The organism is Microbulbifer sp. SH-1 (assembly GCF_011326135.1).
In the GTDB taxonomy this organism is placed as follows: domain Bacteria; phylum Pseudomonadota; class Gammaproteobacteria; order Pseudomonadales; family Cellvibrionaceae; genus Microbulbifer; species Microbulbifer harenosus.
The window spans coordinates 3,991,668-4,012,606 of sequence record NZ_CP046948.1; the positions used below are offsets into that span (position 1 = coordinate 3,991,668).

Annotated in this window: 20 protein-coding genes; 12 read left to right on the forward strand and 8 right to left on the reverse strand. The window is 59.5% G+C overall.

Annotation, left to right across the window (positions count from 1 at the left end; all coding sequences use genetic code 11):
• Positions 1 to 6: 6 nt before the first annotated feature.
• The 9 genes from GNX18_RS16510 (at position 7) to GNX18_RS16550 (ending at position 7,791) form a co-directional block, all read left to right on the forward strand.
• Entirely contained in the window at positions 7 to 840 is an 834-nt protein-coding gene (locus tag GNX18_RS16510) for a thymidylate synthase (RefSeq protein WP_138235703.1), read from the forward strand.
• Complete coding sequence (locus tag GNX18_RS16515; protein WP_138235702.1) at positions 840 to 1,373, forward strand: dihydrofolate reductase; 534 nt, start codon at positions 840 to 842, stop codon at positions 1,371 to 1,373. Before GNX18_RS16510 ends, GNX18_RS16515 begins: the two co-directional genes overlap by 1 nt.
• A gap of 257 nt (positions 1,374 to 1,630) precedes the next feature.
• Entirely contained in the window at positions 1,631 to 2,413 is a 783-nt protein-coding gene (locus GNX18_RS16520) for a DUF3450 domain-containing protein (RefSeq protein WP_138235701.1), read from the forward strand.
• Positions 2,410 to 3,780 (forward strand): MotA/TolQ/ExbB proton channel family protein, encoded by a 1,371-nt coding sequence (locus GNX18_RS16525; protein ID WP_166219483.1) that lies wholly within the window; start codon positions 2,410 to 2,412, stop codon positions 3,778 to 3,780. Before GNX18_RS16520 ends, GNX18_RS16525 begins: the two co-directional genes overlap by 4 nt.
• Before the next feature lie 14 nt (positions 3,781 to 3,794).
• On the forward strand, positions 3,795 to 4,322 hold the full coding sequence (locus GNX18_RS16530; protein WP_138235699.1) for a MotA/TolQ/ExbB proton channel family protein: 528 nt from the start codon (positions 3,795 to 3,797) through the stop codon (positions 4,320 to 4,322).
• Positions 4,323 to 4,478: 156 nt separating this feature from the next.
• Positions 4,479 to 4,880 carry a biopolymer transporter ExbD gene (locus GNX18_RS16535; protein WP_138235698.1) on the forward strand — a complete coding sequence of 134 codons (402 nt, stop codon included), beginning with the start codon at positions 4,479 to 4,481 and terminating at the stop codon, positions 4,878 to 4,880.
• 5 nt (positions 4,881 to 4,885) lie between these two features.
• Entirely contained in the window at positions 4,886 to 5,509 is a 624-nt protein-coding gene (locus tag GNX18_RS16540; protein ID WP_138235697.1) for an energy transducer TonB, read from the forward strand.
• Positions 5,510 to 5,521: 12 nt separating this feature from the next.
• Positions 5,522 to 6,856, forward strand: a complete 1,335-nt coding sequence (locus GNX18_RS16545) for a tetratricopeptide repeat protein (RefSeq protein WP_138235696.1) — start codon at positions 5,522 to 5,524, stop codon at positions 6,854 to 6,856.
• Between the two features lie 245 nt (positions 6,857 to 7,101).
• Positions 7,102 to 7,791, forward strand: coding sequence for an energy transducer TonB (locus GNX18_RS16550; RefSeq protein WP_138235695.1), 690 nt, complete (start codon positions 7,102 to 7,104; stop codon positions 7,789 to 7,791).
• 50 nt (positions 7,792 to 7,841) lie between these two features.
• Here the strand turns inward: GNX18_RS16550 and ilvD are convergent, their stop codons facing one another.
• From ilvD to GNX18_RS16570, 4 genes are all read right to left on the reverse strand, one after another.
• Positions 7,842 to 9,677, reverse strand: a complete 1,836-nt coding sequence (gene ilvD, locus GNX18_RS16555; protein ID WP_166219485.1) for a dihydroxy-acid dehydratase — start codon at positions 9,675 to 9,677, stop codon at positions 7,842 to 7,844.
• A 161-nt stretch (positions 9,678 to 9,838) separates the two neighbouring features.
• The gene (gene argA, locus GNX18_RS16560; protein ID WP_138235693.1) at positions 9,839 to 11,152 is read right to left on the reverse strand and encodes an amino-acid N-acetyltransferase; all 1,314 of its coding nucleotides are present in this window, start codon (positions 11,150 to 11,152) and stop codon (positions 9,839 to 9,841) included.
• 172 nt (positions 11,153 to 11,324) lie between these two features.
• A complete protein-coding gene (gene argE, locus GNX18_RS16565; protein WP_166219487.1) occupies positions 11,325 to 12,479 on the reverse strand; it encodes an acetylornithine deacetylase in 1,155 nt (384 codons plus the stop codon).
• 32 nt (positions 12,480 to 12,511) lie between these two features.
• Positions 12,512 to 13,369, reverse strand: coding sequence for a carboxylate/amino acid/amine transporter (locus tag GNX18_RS16570; RefSeq protein ID WP_166219489.1), 858 nt, complete (start codon positions 13,367 to 13,369; stop codon positions 12,512 to 12,514).
• A gap of 18 nt (positions 13,370 to 13,387) precedes the next feature.
• On the opposite strand from GNX18_RS16570, the gene GNX18_RS16575 reads away from it, so the two are divergent.
• Positions 13,388 to 13,858, forward strand: coding sequence for a DUF6314 family protein (locus GNX18_RS16575; RefSeq protein ID WP_166219491.1), 471 nt, complete (start codon positions 13,388 to 13,390; stop codon positions 13,856 to 13,858).
• 176 nt (positions 13,859 to 14,034) lie between these two features.
• Here the strand turns inward: GNX18_RS16575 and GNX18_RS16580 are convergent, their stop codons facing one another.
• The 3 genes from GNX18_RS16580 to GNX18_RS16590 all read right to left on the reverse strand — a co-directional run bounded on the left by GNX18_RS16580 (position 14,035) and on the right by GNX18_RS16590 (position 16,915).
• The gene (locus GNX18_RS16580; RefSeq protein WP_166219493.1) at positions 14,035 to 14,832 is read right to left on the reverse strand and encodes a PhzF family phenazine biosynthesis protein; all 798 of its coding nucleotides are present in this window, start codon (positions 14,830 to 14,832) and stop codon (positions 14,035 to 14,037) included.
• 115 nt (positions 14,833 to 14,947) lie between these two features.
• Entirely contained in the window at positions 14,948 to 16,225 is a 1,278-nt protein-coding gene (locus tag GNX18_RS16585; RefSeq protein ID WP_138235668.1) for an inorganic phosphate transporter, read from the reverse strand.
• Positions 16,226 to 16,237: 12 nt separating this feature from the next.
• The gene (locus GNX18_RS16590) at positions 16,238 to 16,915 is read right to left on the reverse strand and encodes a TIGR00153 family protein (protein WP_138235667.1); all 678 of its coding nucleotides are present in this window, start codon (positions 16,913 to 16,915) and stop codon (positions 16,238 to 16,240) included.
• Positions 16,916 to 17,128: 213 nt separating this feature from the next.
• Here GNX18_RS16590 and GNX18_RS16595 point away from each other — a divergent pair, with 213 nt between their 5' ends.
• Positions 17,129 to 18,904, forward strand: coding sequence for a GspE/PulE family protein (locus GNX18_RS16595; protein WP_166219495.1), 1,776 nt, complete (start codon positions 17,129 to 17,131; stop codon positions 18,902 to 18,904).
• 91 nt (positions 18,905 to 18,995) lie between these two features.
• Positions 18,996 to 19,898 carry a PhzF family phenazine biosynthesis protein gene (locus tag GNX18_RS16600; RefSeq protein ID WP_166219497.1) on the forward strand — a complete coding sequence of 301 codons (903 nt, stop codon included), beginning with the start codon at positions 18,996 to 18,998 and terminating at the stop codon, positions 19,896 to 19,898.
• A gap of 69 nt (positions 19,899 to 19,967) precedes the next feature.
• Here GNX18_RS16600 and GNX18_RS16605 read toward each other — a convergent pair whose 3' ends face one another.
• A complete protein-coding gene (locus GNX18_RS16605; RefSeq protein WP_166219499.1) occupies positions 19,968 to 20,927 on the reverse strand; it encodes a DUF4340 domain-containing protein in 960 nt (319 codons plus the stop codon).
• Between the last annotated feature and the right edge of the window lie 12 nt (positions 20,928 to 20,939).

Genomic DNA, 20,939 nt, shown 5'->3' on the forward strand with positions numbered 1-20,939 from the left:
ATATAGATGAAGCAATATCTCGACCTGATGCGCCATGTGCGCGACAACGGCACCCTGAAGAGCGACCGCACCGGCACCGGCACCCGCAGTGTATTCGGCTACCAGATGCGTTTTGATCTGTCCGAGGGGTTCCCCCTGATCACCACCAAGAAGTGCCACCTGCGGTCCATCATTCATGAGCTGCTGTGGTTCCTGCAGGGGGATACCAATATCGGCTACCTCAAAGACAACGGCGTGCGCATCTGGGATGAGTGGGCCACCGAAGACGGCGAGCTCGGCCCGGTCTATGGCTACCAGTGGCGCTCCTGGCCCACCGCGGATGGCCGCCATATCGACCAGATCAAGGAGCTGGTTCATCAGCTCAAGACCCGCCCGGATTCCCGCCGTCTGATCGTCAGTGCCTGGAACCCTGCGGACCTGCCGGATGAGGGTGTTTCGCCGAGCGCCAACGCCGCCGCTGGCAAGATGGCGCTGGCTCCGTGCCACGCCCTGTTCCAGTTCTACGTGGCAGACGGCAAGTTGTCCTGCCAACTGTACCAGCGCAGCGCGGATATCTTTCTCGGAGTGCCCTTCAATATCGCCTCCTACGCTCTGCTGACTCTAATGCTGGCGCAGGTCTGCGATCTGGAGCCCGGCGATTTTGTGCATACCTTTGGCGACGCCCACCTGTATTCCAACCATGCGGAACAGGTGGAGGAGCAGTTGTCGCGGCAGCCGTTGCCGCTGCCGCAGATGCGCCTGAACCCGGAAGTGAAGGACCTGTTCGAATTCCGCTTCGAGGATTTCGAACTGCTGGGCTACGAGGCGCATCCCCATATTCCCGCGCCGGTGGCGGTGTAATGGCTGCGGTCGATAAACCGCTGGCGATGATTGTCGCCATGGCGCGCAACCGCGCCATCGGCCGCGAGAATACGCTGCCCTGGCGGATCTCCGGCGACCTGCAGTTCTTCAAGCGCACCACCCTCGGCAAGCCGGTGGTCATGGGGCGCAAGACCTTCGAATCCATTGGTCGCCCGCTGCCCGGGCGCGAGAACATCGTTATCACCCGCAATCCCGACTGGCGCGCGCCTGGGGTGGCGGTGGCGGCATCCCTGGAACAGGCGCTGGCACTGGCGCAACAGGCGGCTGTGCGCGATGGCGCAGAAGAGATCATGGTGATTGGCGGCGCGGAGATCTACCGCCAGGCCATGCCGCTGGCACGGCGTTTGTATATCACCGAAGTGGATGCGGAGGTGGAGGGAGACGCCTTCTTTCCGGTGCTGGACAGCGACTGGCAGGAGTCCGGGCGGGACTGTTACCCCGCCTCGGATAAGGATGAATACAACTACTGCATAGTCCAGTACGACAGGTTTAATAAAAAACAGGTTGACTAAAAAATACCCAATCGGGTAGTTTTGGCCAACTGTTGCACAGCGTAATCCGCCGCAAATGTGTGCATGAAACCCGAGGGTGTTACCCGAGTGTTACCCAGCTACACAGCTTCGGCGGTGCAGTCAATCGGCATTTGAATAATCAAATCGGCTGTTTACAATGTGCGGCTCTTAGCTGTCTTCAAGCCTAAAACTACCGCGTTGTGGCAGCTAATTCATCGCGACCATGTTGTGAAATATCGAACCCACTGGGGGGTCTAATGAAAACCAAGCGATTCATGGCTGTGGCGCTGACCACTGCGCTGTCTGCCGGCGCACTGTACGGTAGCGTAGCCACTGCGGATACTCTCGACACCGTACTCAAGGTTGGCGAGCAGAAAACTGCTGCCGCAACTGCATCTCAAAAGCGCATCGACAAGATCGCTCAGGAAACCTCTGACCTGCTTCAGCAGTTCAAAGTGGTAAACAAAGAGATCGACGGTCTGCGCGTATACAACCGTCAGCTCGAAAAGCAGCTGGCCAACCAGCTGGCCGTGATCAAGGATCTGGACGAGTCCATCGACCAGGTAACCGTGATCGAGCGTCAGATCCAGCCGTTGATCCTGCGTATGCTGGACGGCCTGGAGCAGTTCATCGAACTGGACGCCCCCTTCAAACTGGCCGAGCGTAAGGCCAACCTCGAAGGCGTCAAGAATAATATGGACCGTTCCGATATCACTGTAGCGGAAAAATTCCGTCAGGTGCTGGAACTGTACAACTTCGAAGCGGAATACGCGCGTAAGATCGACAGCTACGGCGACACCCTGAACGTGAACGGTCAGGATCGCGAAGTAAACGTGCTGCAGGTTGGCCGTATTGCCCTGGTAGCCCAGACCACCGATTCCAAAATCTCCCTGGCTTACGACAAAGATCAGAAAGCATGGGTTGAGATCGACGCTGGCGAATACCGCCGCGCCATCATGCAGGGTCTGAAAATTGCCAAGAAACAGGCTACTACCGACATCATGACTATGCCGATTCCGGCTCCGGAGGCTGCGCAATGAAAACCTCTATCGCCAAACGCGTCCTTGCCGTAGCGGCGGCTGGCCTGATCAGCGTTTCCGCTGTGGCCCAGGACAAAGCTACCTCCCTGGACCAGCTGCTGAAGATGGTTCAGCAGTCCAAAGTTGCAGAATCTGCCGAGCACAAGAAGCGTGAAGACGACTTCCGTCGCCAGAAAGCCAACCAGGCTTCCCTGCTGAGCCAGGCCGAGAACACCCGCACTTCCGAAGAAGCCCGCTCCGCGGCGCTGGAGAAGAAGTACGAAGAACAGGAACTGCTGGTTCAACAGAAGCGTCAGCAGCTGGACGAGCGCCTCGGTTCTCTGAAAGAACTGTTCGGTCACCTGACCTCCACCGCTGGCGACCTGCGCGCCAATCTGGATACCTCTCTGGTATCCGCCCAGTATCCGGGCCGCGCCGAGTTCCTCGATCAGCTGATCGACAAAATGAACTCCGCCACCAAGCTGCCAACCATCCAGGAAATCGAGCGTCTGTGGTACGAACTGCAGCGTGAGACCGTGGAATCCGGCAAGGTTGTGAAGTTCAGCGGCACTGTGATCAAGCCCGACGGCGAGCAGGCCGAGCAGGAAATCGTACGTGTTGGTAACTTCAACCTGGTTTCCAACGGCAAGTACCTGGAAATGAACGAAAACCAGAAGATGGCGGAACTGATTCGCCAGCCTGACGGTAAATACCTGAGCATGGCGGCTGACCTGCAGGCAGCGACCAGCGGCTTCACCCCCTTCGGTGTTGACCCGACTGGTCCTACCGGTGGTTCTTACCTGAAAGCCATGATCGCAAGCCCGAGCATTGTCGAGCGTTGGCACCAGGGCGGCATCGTAGGCTACATCATCTCCGCGGTTGGTGTTGTTGCTCTGCTGCTGGCCGTATGGCGTCTGCTGGTACTGTCCGGTGTGAATGCCAAGGTAAATGCACAGCTGCGTTCCTCCACTCCGAACACCAACAACCCGCTGGGTCGTGTTCTGGCTGTGGCGGAAGAGAACAAAGGTGTAGACGGTGAGACCCTGGAACTGAAGATGGAAGAAGCGGTGCTGAAAGAGCGTCCGGCCATCGAATCCGGTCTGAACCTGCTGAAGATCATCGCCATGGTGGCCCCGCTGCTGGGTCTGTTGGGTACCGTTACCGGTATGATCATCACCTTCCAGGCGATCACCATCTTCGGCGCGGGCGATCCCAAGGCAATGGCCGGCGGTATCTCTTCTGCCCTGGTGACCACCGTTCTGGGTCTGGTTGTGGCTATCCCGACCGTGCTGCTGCACACCATCGTGAACGGCCGCGCCAAGCGTATCCTGCACATCCTGGACGAGCAGAGTGCCGGTATCGTTGCAGAAAACGCTGAGCGTAAATAAGAGGAGGCGGCAACATGCACGCATTGAATGACGCATGGGCCGCCGTCAACGCCTTTATGGCGTCGGGCGGGCCAGTACTACTCCTGATCGCCGGCCTGACCTTCTTCATGTGGACGCTGATTTTCGAGCGGGTCTTTTACTTCAAAGGTGGTCTGAAGCGCGATGTTCAGACTGCCATGGACGCCTGGGAGGCGCGCCCCGAGCGCAAATCCTGGAACGCCCACCAGATCCGCCACGCACTGGTTTCCCGGGTATCCGAGAAAATCGACTCCAACTTGGACATGATCCAGACCTGTGTCGCCCTCGCGCCGTTGTTCGGTCTGCTGGGCACTGTTTGGGGCATGATCAACGTGTTCGAGGTTCTCGCGATCACCGGTGGTGGTGATGCCAAGCAAATGGCCAGCGGTGTATCCATGGCCACCATCCCGACCATGGCGGGTATGGTGACCGCACTGTCCGGGGTGTTTGCCAACACATACATCACCCGTACCGCACAGCGTGAAACCCAGCTGCTGGAAGACCATCTGACGATGGATCACTGACGGCACCACAGTAAAGGTGCGCGGGCCAGTCTCCCCGGAGACGGGTCCGCGAACCGGAAGGTTTAGCCAATTCAGGGCGCTCTCACTGTCACGTTGTGAGGTGAGGGCGCCACAAGGCCAAATCTCGCTAATAGCATTTCGCTAGAGAGAGTTGCAATGAGCAGAAAACAGACTACGGCGGAAGAAGAAGGGCAAGCGATTGACCTCACGCCCATGCTGGACGTGGTGTTCATCATGCTGATCTTCTTCATCGTCACCGCGACCTTTATCAAGGAACCGGGCGTCGATGTTGTCAAGCCGGAAGCGACTACCGCTGACCTCAAAGCCGCCTCTATTCTGGTAGCGATTAACGACAACGACGAAATCTGGATTGCCAAAGAGCAGGTAGACGATCGCCTGGTGAAAAACACCCTGGAGCGTCTCTACGCGGAAAACCCGACTGGGTGGTTGGTGATTCAGCCCGATAAGAAAGCGAGCATCGAGAAGGTTGCCCTGATCGCGGACGCGGCCAGGAAGATCGGAATCGATAAAGTGTCGGTCGCTACAGAGAAGAGTTAACAGCTATGAACCCGGTAAGACTTGTAGGGGCGGGTGCGCTGGCGGTAGCCACCACTTTTGCCCTGATCTTCACCATGCATGCGCTGATCGAAGCGAACCTTGGTGCTCCGAAAGAAGAGGAGCAGATTAAGGTAGCCGACGTTGTGATGCCGGAGCAGAAGATCGAAACCCAATACGATACCAGCAAACCGGACAAACCAGACGAGCCCGAAACACCGCCACCGGAAATGCCGGAGCCGGAGTTTGACCAGCCGGATGTAGACAATGCCCTGAACATGTCTGCCCCAGCGGCCAATGCCGATCTTAAGGTCGGTGGCATCGGTGGCTTCGCCTCTGAGGGCGATTACCTGCCGATCGTAAAGGTCCAGCCGGAGTACCCGCGTCGCGCACTGCAGCGTGGTATCGAAGGTTGGGTGGTTGTGGAATACACCGTGACCAAAAACGGTTCTGTACGGGACCCGAAGGTAGTGGAAGCCTTTACCCTTGACGGCAACCCCACCACCATCTTCAACAGTGCTGCCGTTAAGTCAGCTCTGAAGTACAAGTACAAGCCGCGTGTTGTTGACGGTGAGCCGATTGAAGTACCTGGTGTAAAAACCAAGATCAGCTTCAACATGGCCAAGAACTGATAGGGGACGCATATGAACATGACGACCGTGACGAAAGGCCTGTCCAGATTCGTCCTGCGCACGTCCGTAGCGCTGCCCCTGCTGCTGGCACCGGCCGTGAGCGTGACCGTACTGGAGGCCGTCGGTGTATCCGGTTCTTTTGCCCAGGCGCAGGCCGCCGAGCAGAAGACCCGTAAGACCCCGGCGATGCGCGAAAGTGCGTTCAAGTATCTGGGCAAGGCGCAGGAAGCTGCGGATGCCCAGAACTGGCAGGCGGCACTGGCTGCGCTGAAAGAAATGGAAGCCGGTAAGGACAAGCTGAACGGCTATGAAGCCGCGCAGATGTACTACTTCTACGGCTACGTTTACTACAGCATGGAGAAGTATCCGCAGGCGATTAGCTACTACAAGAAAGTACTGCAGCAGGGTGAAGAAAACCTGCCGGTAGCGCTGGAAGTAGGAACCCTGTTGACCGTTGCCCAGCTGTACTTCGTGACCGAAGACTACAAATCGGCAATTGACTACCTGAATCGCTGGTTCAAGGTTTCCGATACCGTTAACGCCGACTCTTACGCGCTGCGCGCCCAGGCTTACTACCAGCTGGGTGACAATGCCAAGGCACTGGCCGATATCAATCAGGCCGTGTCTATGTACGAAAAAGAAGGCAAAGTGCCTAAGGAAAACTGGTTCGGCCTGCAGCGTTTCCTCTACTACGAGAAAAACGACTACAAGCAGGTAGCCAATATCCTTGAGAAGCTGGTGAAGCACTACCCGAAAGGCGAGTACTACAAGCAACTGGCGGGTATGTACGGCGAACTGAAACGTGAAGACGACATGCTTCACATGATGGAAGCCGCCTACATTGCCGGTGCCCTGCAGAAAGAGAAAGAGCTGTTGAATATGGCCTATCTCTTCATGGGCGCGGAAACCCCGTACAAAGGTGCCAAGGTCATCGACAAGGGCATCAAGGAGAAAAAGATCGAGCGCACCTCCAAGAATCTGGAAACCCTGGCTCAGGCTTACCAGATGGCTCAGGAGCTGCAAAAGTCGATCCCCGAGCTGGAAGCGGCCGCAAGTATGTCCGACAAGGGCGAGATCTACTCTCGTCTGGCCAGTATCTACCTGGACCTGGACAAGAACGAAAAAGCCGTAGACATGGGTGCGAAAGCGCTGAAAAAGGGTGATCTCAAGCGCCCGGACCAGCTCTACATCGTGCTGGGTATGGCCAACGCCAACCTGAAAAAGTACGACGACGCCTTGAAGTACTTGAAGAAAGCAAAGGATGACAAACGCTCCGAGAAGTTTGCCTCACAGTGGATTGCTTTCGTAGAAAGTGAAAAGGAGCGGGAAGAACAGCTGGCGATGTAGTTGATAGATTCGCTGGAGGTTTAGACCGAACCGGGAAGGGCCGCACTTGTGCGGCCTTTTTTTCGTCTGCAATTCGGCATTGCTGGCGCAAATATAGACAATTATTGAGAATTATTTGCACTTTCGCTCAAAACAACTAAATACTGTAAGTAGCTGATCAGCTTTTTCCGCCGCAATGCCACATACCTTTTGCGTATGCAGGCTGTGCGATCTTTCAACACCCTAAAATAAAAAGTGAGGTGTTTATGGAACAGGCTTATCCGCCCAAAAACCTTTCTGCCACCCTATCTGCGATAGCCAATCCACAACTATTCAATCCGCTGTCTTTCACCATGACTTCCGCGCAGCTGCTGCGCAGTGGGGCGTTTGCCCTGGGGGTAACCGGGCTTCTGCTGCTGGGTATGACCCAGCTGATCGCCACGGACTATCGGGCGCCGCCCGATGAACTGCCGCCGAAAGTGTTGGGCATCCACATGCCGAAAATAACGCCGACGGTGCAGAAATCCGATCCGGTGCTGAAGCCGCAAGACGTACCGCCACCGCTGCCGCGAGTGGAGATCAACCACAAGGTAGAGCCACAGGACCTGCCGACAGTCATCAGTCCACCGGTGGTGGGAAATGAGCGCAGCGGTCCGATTCCGATCACCGCGGACCCACTGCCCATCTACAAGCCGGCACCGCAGTACCCGCGCCGCGCGCTGGCGAGGGGCATTGAAGGCTATGTGGTTGTGGAGTTCACCATCACCAGCAATGGCAGTGTGAAGAATCCGCGGGTCGTCGGTGGCTATGACAGTGCCGGCGCTCCTACGGATGTCTTTAACAATGCGGCATTGAATGCGGTGGAGCGCTTCAAGTACCGCCCGCCGATGTCGGAAGGACAGGCCGTGGAACAGCACGGTGTGCGCAACCGTATCAGTTTCAAGTTGGCTGAATAACAGGAGAGATAAAGAAATAGCGGGCTAAGCCCGCTATTTCTCATTTGAGATCAGTCGATTTCCCGCACCGCACCGCGATCGGCGCTGGTGGCGAGCAGGGCGTAGGCCTTGAGGGCCTTGCTAACCTTGCGCGGGCGTGGTTTGGCCGGTTTCCAGCCGTCGCTGCCTTTGTGGTTCATGGCCTCGCGGCGGCGGTGCAGTTCCGCTTCCGGGATATCCACTTCGATCCGGCGGTTGGGGATGTCGATACGCACCAGGTCGCCATCCTGCACCAGGCCGATATTGCCGCCGCCGGCCGCTTCCGGGGAAACGTGGCCGATGGACAAGCCGGAGGTGCCGCCGGAGAAGCGGCCGTCGGTGATCAGCGCACAGGACTTACCCAGACCCTTGGACTTCAGATAGCTGGTTGGGTAAAGCATTTCCTGCATGCCAGGGCCGCCTTTCGGGCCCTCGTAGCGCACGATTACCGCTTCGCCTTCTTTCACCTTGCCCTCGAGAATGTGCGCGACGGCATCTTCCTGGCTCTCGACAATATGCGCCGGTCCCTCGAAGTGCCACAGCTCTTCCTCCACCCCGGAGGTCTTTACCACGCAGCCATCCGGTGCCAGATTGCCGAACAGCACCGCGAGGCCACCCTCGGAGGAATAGGCGTGCTCGACGGAGCGTATACAGCCATTTTCGCGGTCGCCGTCCAGGTTGTTCCAGCGGCAGTCCTGGCTGAAGGCCTGCTGGGTGGGGATGCCGGCGGGGCCGGCGCGGAAAAACTTGTGCACTTCCGGATTGTCGGTGCGGCGAATGTCCCACTCTTCCAGCGCTTCGCGGAAGGTGCGGCTGTGCACCGTGGGCAGGCTGGCGTCGAACAGGCCTCCGGCTTCCAGTTCGCCGAGAATCGACATCACGCCGCCGGCGCGGTGTACGTCCTCGATGTGGTACTTCTGGGTATTGGGCGCGACCTTGCACAGTTGCGGGATCTTGCGCGACAGGCGGTCGATATCCGCGAGGGTGAAGTCCACCTCGCCTTCCTGGGCGGCGGCCAGCAGGTGCAGGATCGTATTGGTGGAGCCGCCCATGGCGATATCCAGCGCCATGGCGTTACTGAACGCAGCGCGGCTGGCGATGGAACGGGGCAGCGCGGACAGATCGTCCTCTTCGTAATAGCGCTTGGCCAGGGCGACGATCTCGCGGCCCGCGCGCAGGAACAGCTGCTCGCGGTCGGCGTGGGTGGCGAGCATGGTGCCGTTGCCGGGCAGGGAAAGACCCAGCGCTTCCGTCAGGCAGTTCATGGAGTTGGCGGTGAACATTCCGGAACAGGAGCCGCAGGTGGGGCAGGCGGAGCGTTCGTACTCGGCAACTTTTTCATCGCTGGCGTCGTCGGTAGCGGCGATCACCATCGCGTCCACCAGGTCCAGCTTGTGGTCGGCGAGCTTGGTCTTGCCCGCTTCCATGGGGCCACCGGACACGAAGATCACCGGGATATTCAGGCGCAATGCCGCCATCAGCATTCCGGGAGTGATCTTGTCGCAGTTGGAAATGCACACCAGCGCGTCGGCGCAGTGGGCGTTCGCCATATACTCCACCGAGTCGGCGATGATCTCGCGGCTGGGCAGGCTGTAGAGCATGCCGTCGTGGCCCATGGCGATGCCGTCGTCCACGGCGATGGTGTTGAACTCCTTCGCCACGCCGCCGGCTTTCTCGATCTCCCGCGCCACCAGCTGACCCATGTCTTTCAGGTGCACATGTCCGGGCACGAACTGGGTAAAGGAGTTGGCCACGGCGATGATTGGCTTGTGGAAGTCTTCATCCTTCATGCCGGTGGCGCGCCACAGGGCGCGGGCGCCGGCCATGTTGCGGCCGGCGGTGGATGTGCGGGAACGGTACTGAGGCATAGTGGTTCTTGATCTGTCTGTGCGAAACGCGATTCGGTTACGGGCGCCGCGTGCGCGGCAAGCGCATCAGAGTAGCAAAATGCAACGAATTTTGCGCGGCTCCCGGCCCGCCGGGGAAATCGCGCAAGGCCTGTCCGAAACAATGGGTTATCTCGGCAAACCTATTGCCGGGCGAGCCGCTTGCGCAAAACGCGGGAATTGCGCTGGATGTTGTACATCGACTTGCGGGTGGCGGGCAGGTCGCTCACCTCCACCTGGGTAAAGCCGTGCTCGATGAACCAGTGTTCGGTCTGGGTGGTGAGCACAAAAATCTCTGGCAGTTCCAGTGCCTTCGCCTGCCGCTCCATATGCGCGAGCAGCTTGGCACCGCGGCCGCCGCCGCGGAACTCCGGGTGGATCGCCACGCAGGCGATCTCCGCGGCGACCGTGTCACCCTGTTCGTCGAGGATCGGGTACAGTGCGGCACAGGCCACCGGAGTACCGTCCACTTCCACCAGGGTGAAATGGTCGATCTCCGCCTCAAGTTTTTCCCGCGAGCGGCGCACCAGGATGCCCTGCTTCTCCAGCGGCCGGATCAGGCCGAGGATCCCGCCGACGTCGTTGATGCGCGCGCGCCGCACCACTTCGTAACTGTCGCGGTAGATCATGGTGCCGGTGCCTTCGCGGCTGAACAGTTCCTGTAACAGCGCGCCGTCTTCCGCATAGCTCAGCAGGTGCGCGCGCGGTATGCCAGCATTGCAGGCGAGGAGCGCGCAGTTGAGGGTTTCGCTGTCGATGGCTTCCGCTGCTTCCTCGGCCTGGTTGATGCTGAGGTCGTACACCGCCTCGCCGTCGATTTCGAGAAAAGGCTGATCGCGAAACAGGATCAGCTTTTCCGCCTTCAGCGCCCTGGCGGCCTCGGCGGCGAGATCGAGGTAATTGAGGCTGAACAGCTCACCGGTGAGCGAGGTGCCGAGTGGCGAGAGCACCACCAGGGAGCTTTCGTCCAGCGCGCGGGTGATGGCCGATACCTCCATGCGCCGCACCTTGCCGGTCCAGCCCATGTCGGTGCCGTCGATGATGCCTACCGGGCGCGCGGTGACGAAGTTGCCGGAGACCACTTTCAGCGCGGAGCGCGCCATGGGGGAATCCGGAAGCCCTTGGGAAAATGCGGCCTCGATTTCAAAGCGCAGTTTGCCGATGGCGGCCTTGATAATTTCCAGGGTCTCGCGGTCGCTGATGCGGGTATTGCCGTAAAAGCGACTCTGGATACCGGTGCTCTCCAGCGCGCGGTTCACCTGCGCGCGCGCACCGTGCACCAGCACCAGGCGCACACCGAGACTGATCAGCAGGGTGAGGTCGTGCACCAGGTTGCGGAAGTTTTCGTGCTCAAAACCTTCACCGGGAATCGCAACCACCAGGGTTCGCCCGCGCAGGTCATTGATGTAGGGGGCGGCGTTCCGGAACCAGTTGAGAGTTGAGTTTTCGGTTTCCAATGTCTCTTCGCTTCAGCAGGTAAATTCGTTAGCGGTGCAATATACCGCATTTTCTGCAGATTTGTTCGGGGCTTGTACAGATCTTCGGCGGACTCTCGCTGTAGGAGCCTGCCTTGCAGGCGAACAGTTCAGTGCTCCGGTCCATTCGCCTGCAAGGCAGGCTCCTACAAGTTCAGAGGCAGAACCTGCCGATCACTCCCCGCAAAATCTCCACCATCGGATCAATCCGCTCCAGACCCAGATATTCATCCGGCTGGTGCGCCTGGTCGATATCGCCGGGGCCGAGCACGATGGTTTGCATCCCCAGCTTCTGCAGGAATGGCGCCTCGGTGGCAAACGCCACGCTCTCCGCGCTGTGGCCGGTCAGCTTTTCCGCTACCTTCACCAGCTCCGATTGCGCGGGCTCCTCGTAGGCTTCCACATCGCCGATCAGTGGCGCCAGTTCGAACGAGATTCTCTCGCCGTGAATGCAGTTTTGCAGTCGCTGGTGCAACTCCCCGCGCAGCGCCTCCATCGGCATCCCTGGCAGCGGGCGCAAATCGAACTGCAGCTCGGTGTGGCCGCAGATGCGGTTGGGGTTGTCACCGCCGTGGATGCAGCCGAGATTCAGCGTCGGCACCTGCACCGCAAAACCGGGATTGCGGTAGCGCTCCTGCCACTCGCTGCGCAGCTTGAGAATCTCGCCCATGGCGCCGTGCATGGCTTCCAATGCACTGGCCCCATAGGCGGGATTGGACGAGTGGCCCGCCTGTCCGGTAATGCGCAGTGCATGCATCATCATGCCCTTGTGCATGCGGATGGGTTTCAGCCCGGTGGGCTCGCCGATGATCGCGTAGCGCGCCTTGGGCCTGCCTGCTTTTACCAGCGCGCGGGCGCCGGACATGGAGGTCTCCTCGTCGGCGGTGGCGAGAATAATCAGCGGCTGTTGCAGCGGCTTGTCGACAAAGCTTTTTGCCGCCTCAATGGCGATGGGGAAAAAGCCTTTCATATCGGTGCTGCCGAGACCGTAAAAACGGTTGTCGCGCTCGCTCAGTTTGAACGGGTCCGACTGCCAGCGGTTGTCATCATAGGGCACGGTATCCGTGTGGCCGGCGAGCACCAGGCCACCGTCGCCCTGTCCCAGAGTGGCAATCAGGTTGGCTTTGTGGGGCTGGCCCTCGATGGGCATGATTTCAATATTGAAGCCCAGGGTTTCCAGCCACGCCGCCAGCAGGTCGATGACGCCGCGGTTGCCCATGTCGAGTTTCGGATTGGTGGCGCTGACGCTGGGGCTGGCGACCAGTTGCTGGAGCTGTTGCTGCAGTGAGGGCAGTGTGCGGGCGTTCATGGTAACGATCCTTGCGTGAACGATTTGTGATGCTACTGGCGTTTACTGTGCCATTCACTGAAGGCAACTGCGACAAAAATTAGCATACCGCCGGTGAGCAGTCTCGATAGATCCGCGTCGCGATTCCAGATCAGCAGGTTCACCAGCAACCCCGCCGGAATCAGCGCATTGTTCATCGCTGCCAGGGTACCGGGGGAAACCTGGGTGGCGCCCTTGTTCCACAGGAAATAGCCGAGTCCCGAGGCTACGGCGCCGAGCCACAGTAACACTCCCCACTGGACTGGCGTGGTGGGGTATTTGGCGGTGCCGAGGGCGAACCAGGCAATACCGGCCACGATACTGGCGCCGATAAAAAACCAGCCGAAAGTCTGCCGCGGCGGCAGCGATTTCGTGCGCGCGTGGGAGGATTGCATAAACTGCCTGTAGGCCACCTGGCCTGCCGCAAAGCAGAGGTTGGCGCCCTGCACCACAAAAAAGCCTTTCCAATAATCGCCGTTCAGGTTGTCCCAGCGGATGATGGCGGCACCGAGCACGGCGGTGGCGGCCACCAGTAAATTCCAGGGCGAGAAGCGCCGCGCCAACAGGTCGTAGATCAGGGCGATGTACACCGGCGTGAAAATGGTAAACAGCAGTACTTCCGGTACGCTCAGCAGCAGAAAAGATTGATAGTAGAACAGATACATCAGTCCCAGCTGCACGGCGCCGATGGCGATAAGCGTCAGCGCGATGCGCGGCGGTGTGCGCCAGTTGAGAAATGGCAGGAATACCAGGGTGGCGAGTAGTACCCGGGTGAGTACTGCAAAATAGCTGTCGACCTGGCCGGCGAGATAGACGCCGATCAGGCTGAAGGAAAGGGCCCACAACAGGGTGATAAGTATCAGCAGAAACATGAATAGGAAGTTTGTCCGGTGACGATTGGCCTGGATTACAAATCGCTCGCGGCGTTGGCGCAACTGTGCGAGCGGTTAAAGAAAGTCCGCGCTTTCAGTTTCAATGCCAGCAATGGTCCGGGCTCGCAGACCAATTGGCGTGGGCATGGGCGCGGGGAGGTGGAGGTTACCAGTTTTGGCGCGCACATTCTGTTTGCGGAGCGGGCTAAGTTTACCGATGCGGATGGCCACAAAATTGATTTGCAAAATACTTACCGCTGGACGCGCTGTGTGGACTTTGTGCGGCTGGAGCATCTGCGGCGGGAGGAGCCGGTGATGTTGTTCAATCTGGTGCCTGTTACCGAGCACGGGTTCCGTCACCAGTCGCCACATCTGTGTGGGGAGGATACCTACACCGCGGATCTGATTCTTCATCCGGATGAGATTGAGTTGATCTGGCAGATTGATGGGCCGCGGAAGAATGAGCGGTTGCATTACCATTACTGGTAGTTTTTGGCGTGCTTCGTAGCTGGCTTGGTGGCGGTGCCACTACCGGTGCAGCCTTGCAAGACACGCCGTGGACCCATCCATGGGGGCTCTTCTAAAACATCCCTGTTTTAGAAGGTCTTGCAAGGCTGCACCGGTAGTGGCACCTTCGCGGCGAGTTCTGACATTCATCCCACCAGTTACAGGCTGATTTGACCTCTTAAGTAAGTCACCGCGCGCCCGCGCATGACTACCCGCTCACCTTTCAATTCACAATCCAGCTCGCCACCGCGCGGTGAAATCTGTTTTGCCTTGAGTGAGGTCTTGTCGAGTTTCTGTGCCCAGAACGGCACCAGCCTTGTGTGTGCGGAGCCGGTCACCGGATCTTCGTCGATGCCGATGGCGGGGGCAAAGAAGCGGCTGACGAAGTCGCAGGCGAAGCCGTCGCCGGGAGCGGTGCAGATCAGGCCTTTGTAGGGCAGGTTTTTTACGGCGCGGAAGTCCGGGGCGAGCTCGGCGACGATGTCGGCGGAGGGGAACTCCAGCAGCAGCTGGTCGTTGGAGCCGACCACTTCCATGGCTTTGACTGGAGCTGTACCGAGTGCCTGTGTGTAGCTTTCGTCGAATGGGATTTCGCTGTTTTTCTGCGCGGGGAAGTCCAGTGCCAGCAGGTCGCCCTCTTTGCGCACGATCAGCTCGCCGCTGCGGGTGTGGAAGTGGATTTCGCTGTCGGTAAAACCCAGTTCGGTCCACAACAGGTGCGCGGTGACGAGGGTGGCGTGGCCGCACAGGGGGACTTCTTCACCGGGGGTAAACCAGCGCAGTTCGAAGCCGTTGCCGGCGGGCACGGTGAAGGCGGTTTCGGCGAGATTGTTCTCCGCGGCGATCTGTTGCATCAGCGCGTCGTCGAGCCAGCTTGTGAGGGGGACGTAGGCGGCGGGGTTGCCTTTGAACAGTTTGGAGGTGAAGGCGTCGGCCTGGTAGATGGACAATTGCATGGAAATTTTTCCTCCTCGACTGCGGGAATGAATAACAAATAAAAAAGGGAGCGCGAGGCTCCCTTTGTAGCAGGCGATGGCACTAGTGGCCATCGCCAATCGGTATGTGGCCGCCTTACCAGCCAAATACACCTTTGAAAAAGAAGAAGAACAGGATGGCCAGGCCCGCACCGGCGGGCAGGGTGACGATCCAGGAGGCGACGATGGTGGTGATCATGCGCAGGTTGAGTGCGCCGATACCGCGCGCCAGTCCCACCCCGAGTACCGCGCCCACCAGGGTGTGGGTGGTGGAGATGGGAAGGCCGGTGCCGGAGGCCAGAACCACGGTAGAGGCGGCGCCCAGCTCGGCGGCAAAGCCGCGGCTGGGGGTCAGCTCAGTAATCTTCTGGCCGATGGTGGCCATCACCTTAAAGCCGTAAGTGGCGAGGCCCACCACGATACCGACACCACCGAGCAGCAGGATCCACGACGGCATCACCGCTTTGGCAGTTACCGCACCCTGCTGCACCGTGTTTACAATCGCTGCCAGTGGGCCGACGGCGTTGGCCACGTCGTTGGAGCCGTGGGCGAAAGCCATGGCGCAGGCGGTGAAAATCATCAGGATGGCGAACACCCGCTCCACGTTGGCAAAGCGGTTGCTGCGCTCGCGCTCGGGGTCGCGTTTGATGCGCTTGATCATCGCCATGCCCACGCCCATCACGATCAGGCCGACAACGCCGGCGATCAGCGCGTCCTGCCAGAAGACCAGATTGATGTTCGCGTCTTTCAGCACGTGCTTGAGGCCCTTGGTGAGGGTCACCATGGCGATCATCCAGCCCACTGCGAACATATAGACTGGGATGTAGCGTTTGGCGTTGGTAAATGGATCTTCGGTGTTGAGGATCAGCCGTTGAACGCTGCGGAACAGCAGGAATGAAAAGGTGCCAGCCAGTACCGGTGAGACGACCCAACTGGCGACGATACTGCCCACCTTGCCCCAGGCCACCGCGTCTACGGAAATGCCCACCGCCGAGAAGCCAACGATGGCGCCGACGATGGAGTGCGTGGTGGACACTGGCCAGCCCAACACACTGGCGATGGCCAGCCAGGTACCGGCGGCCAGCAGCGCAGAGAGCATGCCGTAGATCAGCAGTTCGGGATTATCGGTAAACAGATCCGGGGAAATGATCCCCTTGCGAATGGTGGCAGTTACTTCGCCACCGGCCAAATAGGCGCCGGCGAATTCGAAGATCATGGCGATGATGATCGCCTGCTTGATGGTCAGCGCGCGGGAGCCTACGGAGGTTCCCATGGCGTTGGCCACGTCGTTTGCGCCCACGCCCCAGGCCATAAAGAAGCCGAAGACGCAGGCCAGAATCAGGAAGATGTGGCCGTACTGTGCAATGATTTCCATGGAATTCCCCCTTTAACGCGCCAGCAACAATTGCAATCGGTTGCCGACAGCGTGCGCGCGGTCGGCCAGGTCGCCGACCCACTCGATGACGCGATAGAGGAAAATCACATCCACGGGAGGCAGTTCTTTTTCGATCTTGAACAGGGCAGCGCGCACCTGAACTTCGAGTTTGTCGGATTTGCGCTCGAGTTCGTCCAGCTCTTCGGTCATGCGCTGGGCGATATCCACTTCGCGCCCGGCGAAGCCGGACTCCAGCAGCTCATCCAGCTCGTTAATGGCGGTGAGGGCCTGGGCGGAGGCGGCTACGGCGCTCTCGACGAAGGTCTGCATCTGCGTGCGCAGAGCCTCGGGTACCAGCATCTGGCGGCCGATGGCGAGACCGGCGATGTCCTGGGCGGTGTTGGCCACTTCGTCCTGGGCGTGCAACAGCTCCAGCAGGTCGGTGCGGGAAACCGGCATGAACAGACTGTCCGGCAGGTGCAGGCGCAGATCTTTCTTTATGTCGTCGGCGCGGTTCTCGGTCGCGGAGATGCGCTGCTGGATGGTTTTGGCGGTGTCGAAGTCCTCATGCATAAGGGCTTCGAAGAAGGGCACCAGATCCGCTGACGCCTCGTGGGCGGTCGCCATGTGCTCCTTGATGGGCTTGATCGGCGAGCGGCCGAACAGGTTGGCGATATTGGACAGGGGCATGGTCTGTTCCTTTTTCCGGTCCTGACAGTTGGTTGAAAAGCCACCGGGGCGGCCAAATTTGGCGGCATGGTACCCCAACATCTGCCGAGGGCACAGTGACGCCTGTTTTTGACTAAAGGGTCTCGGCAATTTTCTGCGGACCGGTCGCACTGTTGCCGTCCGCCATAAAAGCTACAATGCGCCATCACACTAAGCGTAGACGGGTGCAAGGGTATGGCTGTGAGCAGAATGGCAGACAGGTTTCTCGACCTGGCGGGGTTGCTGGAAGACCTGGTAAGCCAGGGCTATGTGGGCCGCCCGGACGCCAATCGCCTGATCGGCACCCCGCGCACCGCGGAGCAGGCGCAGATGCACCCGCTCAGCTATATCGCCAGCTGTGAGCTGCCCAACCTGAAAAAGCCCGGCAAGGTGCTGGATGCGTTCTTTCTTACCCAGTGGCTGGCGGATACCTCCTCTCACGGCCTGTACCACATCGACCCGCTGAAGGTGAACGTAGCGGCGGTGACTGAGGTGATGAGCTTCCAGTTCGCCAAGCGCCACCAGATCCTGTGTGTGGAGGCCAGCAAGGAGATGTTGCTGGTGGCCACCGCTCAGCCCTACACTTCCGGCTGGGAGGAGCAACTGGAACACACCAGTGGTCGCACCGTGCAGCGGGTGGTGGCAGACCCCGCGGATATCAAGCGCTATTGCACCGAGTTCTACTCCCTGGCCCACTCCATCACCGGCGCCAGCGGTCTCAAGGGCACCTCCGGCGCCAACAATTTCGAACAGCTGCTGGAACTCGGCAACCTGAAGGACCCGGAAGCCAATGACCAGCACATCGTCAATATTGTCGACTGGTTGCTGCAGCACGCCTTCGACCAGCGCGCCAGTGACATCCATATCGAGCCGCGCCGGGATGTGGGGCGCATCCGCTTCCGCATCGACGGCATCCTGCACCCGATCCACGAACTGCCGGACCAGGTCAACGCCGCTGTCACCAGCCGCCTGAAAATTCTCGGGCGCATGAACGTGGCAGAGAAGCGCAAACCCCAGGACGGCCGCATCAAGACCAAGCGCCCGGACGGCAGCGAGGTGGAACTGCGCCTCTCCACGCTGCCCACCGCCTTCGGTGAAAAGCTGGTGATGCGGATCTTTGATCCCGAGGTACTGGCGCGCTCCTACCACGACCTGGGTCTCGCCGGCGAGGATCTGGCCCGCTGGCAGACCATGCTCGGGCGCCCCAACGGTATTGTGCTGGTCACCGGCCCCACCGGCTCCGGTAAAACCACCACCCTGTATACGGCGCTCAAGCAGCTGGCCTCCACCGAGGTGAATGTTTCCACCATCGAAGACCCTATCGAGATGGTGGAGGAAAACTTCAACCAGACCCAGGTGCACCACAGCATTGGCCTGGATTTCGCCGCCGGCATCCGCACCCTGATGCGGCAGGACCCGGACATCATCATGGTGGGGGAGATCCGCGACCTGGAGACTGCACAGATGGCGGTGCAGGCCGCGCTCACCGGTCACCTGGTGATTTCCACCCTGCACACCAACGATGCGCCCACCGCCGTGACCCGCCTGCTGGACCTTGGCTTGCCGCACTACCTGCTGAAATCCACCGTGCTCGGGGTGATGGCCCAGCGCCTGGTGCGCACCCTGTGCCCCAACTGCAAGCGCAAGGCAGAGATCAGCGACGAGGACTGGCAGGCGCTGGTGAAACCCTGGAAGGCGCCGAAGCCCGAGGTGGTGTATCAGCCGGAGGGCTGCCTCGACTGCCGCAATACCGGTTACCGCGGCCGCCAGGGCATCTACGAAATCCTGCCGTTTTCCGAGGGTGTGCAGGCGCTGGTCACCCACGACTGCGACCTGCAACTGGTGCGCCGCCAGGGCATGCGCGAGGGAATGAATAGCCTGCGGTTATCCGGCGCGCGCAAGGTGGCAGCGGGAATTACCACCGTACAGGAAGTTCTGCGGGTGGCGCCGCCGCCGGATATCGCTTTCTGATTTCGCGCGGTGTGTTTGCATTCTCGCGCCGATACGCCATAGTCAGGGAAGCGACCGCAATGACGGATAAACAATAAAAAGGACGATAAAGATGACGATTGAATACGCTTTGCTGGATGTATTTGCCAACGCCCCATTTCAGGGCACCCAGATCCCGGTGGTGAACCTGGCGGGCCACACTCTGGATGAAGCGGCAAAAAAAGCCATCGCCAGCGAATTCCAGCAGACCGAGACCGTTTTTATCCAGCCGGAACATCCGGTTCCCGCCAGCGTATACACCGCTAAAGGCCCGCAGCACTTTGGTGCCCACACTATCCTCGCCGCTTCATTTATGGCCTTTGAGCTGGGCCTCAGTAAAAGCGAAGGGGCCTTTGCCTCGTTTCTGCTGCAACAGGACAGTGGGCTGATCGAAAGCTTTATCGATGACCGGGACGGTGTGCCAGGCGCGATCCAGTTTGCCCGCGTGCTGTCGCCCACTGTCGACCGCTACACCCCGGAAGTGGCCCGCCTCGCGGCGGCGCTCAACACCGAGGAAAAACATATTTCCTTCAGTAAATATAAACCCATGGTGGTGAGCGTCGACCGGCCCACTCTGATCGTGCCGTTCACCCGCCCCGAGCATGTCGTGGCGGCGAGCCTGAATCACGAGCGCTGGGCAGAATTACTGGGAGATATGTACACTTCCGAGCTGTTCCTGTTTGCACCTGGCTCCATTACCGGCGGCACTGAGTTTCACGGTCGCCTGCTGAATCCCGGTTTGGCGAAAGACGTGTATCCGCCCATCGGCAATGTAATGCCGGAATTCATTGCCTACCTTGCCGAGCAGCAGGAAACCGCCACGGGCACCCACACCTTTTCCGTAGATCGCGGCAGTGTGGCCACTCGCAAGAGTGTGCTGCATGTGGAGTTTGATAAGAAAAATGGCCGGGAAGTACGCTGCCGTATCGGCGGCAATGTGATCAAGATGGGAGAGGGCAAGCTGTTCTACTCATGACCTTGCTCCGCAATAATGAGCACCCAATAAAAAACCGCGCGTTTGCGCGGTTTTTTATTGGCGAGTGAATTACGCGGCTGGATCTTCCAAATCCTCCTGTTTATCACCTTCCGCGGTTTGTTCCTCTTCCTCCCGCTCCACTAGTACCAGATTGTCGTGGCGCTTGTCCGTTACGCGATCGAAATCGTACTTGGCGATTTCAAACGCCTGCTCGCGGTCACTCCGACGCACATAGTATTTGTCGTCCGCGTGCAAGAAGCGGTAGCGCAGTTCGCCGTCTTTGGTCTGCACAAGTACTTCGGTTTCCTCGACTTCTGGTACCTCGGAAACTGGTGCGGTGATACGCAGCTTCTCCAACGTACTGGCGAGCTCGCGGGCTTTGCCGGGATCGACTGCGGGTACTGCGTCACTTCCAGTGTCTGCGAATTTCCAGTTTTCGCCATCTTTGCGCAGCTGGTAGTCGGGTCCGTCGATGCGCTGGATGTCGCCGGCGGCGAGCAGGGATTTGTCCAGCCAGCTGTCGGCCTTTTCCGGCAGGTCGAAGCTATTCAGCTCCACCGCATAGATGGCGTCGTCATCCGCGCGGCGCACGTGCACTTTGCGGAAACCCGGCGAGGTACCCACAAATAACTCCAGCGCTGGCGTGTCGCCCTCCGCGGTGTACAGCTTCAGGTGTTTGCGGAATTTGTCTTCCGCCACCTCAAAGCGCTCGCGGGCGCTCGCGCTGGTGGCCACCGGCCAGTTGCCTTTGAGCGCGCTGAGCTTTTCCAGCAGTGTGTCGAGCTTGTCGCTGTCGACCGGCAGATCGTGCAGGTTCGGCAGCTGCCACTGGCCGTTTTTTCTGGCCAGGGTGACGCTGTTGCCGTCGCCGGCAATTTCCAGACGCTTGAGTGCGTCGGTTTCGGCGTCTACCAGCCGGGTCTGCTGGGCCTGCGCCTGTTGCCGGGAGGTCGCATCCCAGAACAGGCCCGCGGCGAGTACCAGCTGCAGTGCCAGCACCCCGCTCAATATTTTTTGCAGATTCTTCATGCTTCAGTTCCT

Coding starts and splice junctions, on each gene's coding strand:
- GNX18_RS16510 (WP_138235703.1), top strand. CDS start 7: ATGAAGCAATATCTCGACCTGATGCGCCATGTGCGCGACAACGGCACC.
- GNX18_RS16515 (WP_138235702.1), top strand. CDS start 840: ATGGCTGCGGTCGATAAACCGCTGGCGATGATTGTCGCCATGGCGCGC.
- GNX18_RS16520 (WP_138235701.1), top strand. CDS start 1,631: ATGAAAACCAAGCGATTCATGGCTGTGGCGCTGACCACTGCGCTGTCT.
- GNX18_RS16525 (WP_166219483.1), top strand. CDS start 2,410: ATGAAAACCTCTATCGCCAAACGCGTCCTTGCCGTAGCGGCGGCTGGC.
- GNX18_RS16530 (WP_138235699.1), top strand. CDS start 3,795: ATGCACGCATTGAATGACGCATGGGCCGCCGTCAACGCCTTTATGGCG.
- GNX18_RS16535 (WP_138235698.1), top strand. CDS start 4,479: ATGAGCAGAAAACAGACTACGGCGGAAGAAGAAGGGCAAGCGATTGAC.
- GNX18_RS16540 (WP_138235697.1), top strand. CDS start 4,886: ATGAACCCGGTAAGACTTGTAGGGGCGGGTGCGCTGGCGGTAGCCACC.
- GNX18_RS16545 (WP_138235696.1), top strand. CDS start 5,522: ATGAACATGACGACCGTGACGAAAGGCCTGTCCAGATTCGTCCTGCGC.
- GNX18_RS16550 (WP_138235695.1), top strand. CDS start 7,102: ATGGAACAGGCTTATCCGCCCAAAAACCTTTCTGCCACCCTATCTGCG.
- ilvD (WP_166219485.1), bottom strand. CDS start 9,677: ATGCCTCAGTACCGTTCCCGCACATCCACCGCCGGCCGCAACATGGCC.
- argE (WP_166219487.1), bottom strand. CDS start 12,479: ATGAACGCCCGCACACTGCCCTCACTGCAGCAACAGCTCCAGCAACTG.
- GNX18_RS16570 (WP_166219489.1), bottom strand. CDS start 13,369: ATGTTTCTGCTGATACTTATCACCCTGTTGTGGGCCCTTTCCTTCAGC.
- GNX18_RS16580 (WP_166219493.1), bottom strand. CDS start 14,832: ATGCAATTGTCCATCTACCAGGCCGACGCCTTCACCTCCAAACTGTTC.
- GNX18_RS16585 (WP_138235668.1), bottom strand. CDS start 16,225: ATGGAAATCATTGCACAGTACGGCCACATCTTCCTGATTCTGGCCTGC.
- GNX18_RS16590 (WP_138235667.1), bottom strand. CDS start 16,915: ATGCCCCTGTCCAATATCGCCAACCTGTTCGGCCGCTCGCCGATCAAG.
- GNX18_RS16595 (WP_166219495.1), top strand. CDS start 17,129: ATGGCTGTGAGCAGAATGGCAGACAGGTTTCTCGACCTGGCGGGGTTG.
- GNX18_RS16600 (WP_166219497.1), top strand. CDS start 18,996: ATGACGATTGAATACGCTTTGCTGGATGTATTTGCCAACGCCCCATTT.
- GNX18_RS16605 (WP_166219499.1), bottom strand. CDS start 20,927: ATGAAGAATCTGCAAAAAATATTGAGCGGGGTGCTGGCACTGCAGCTG.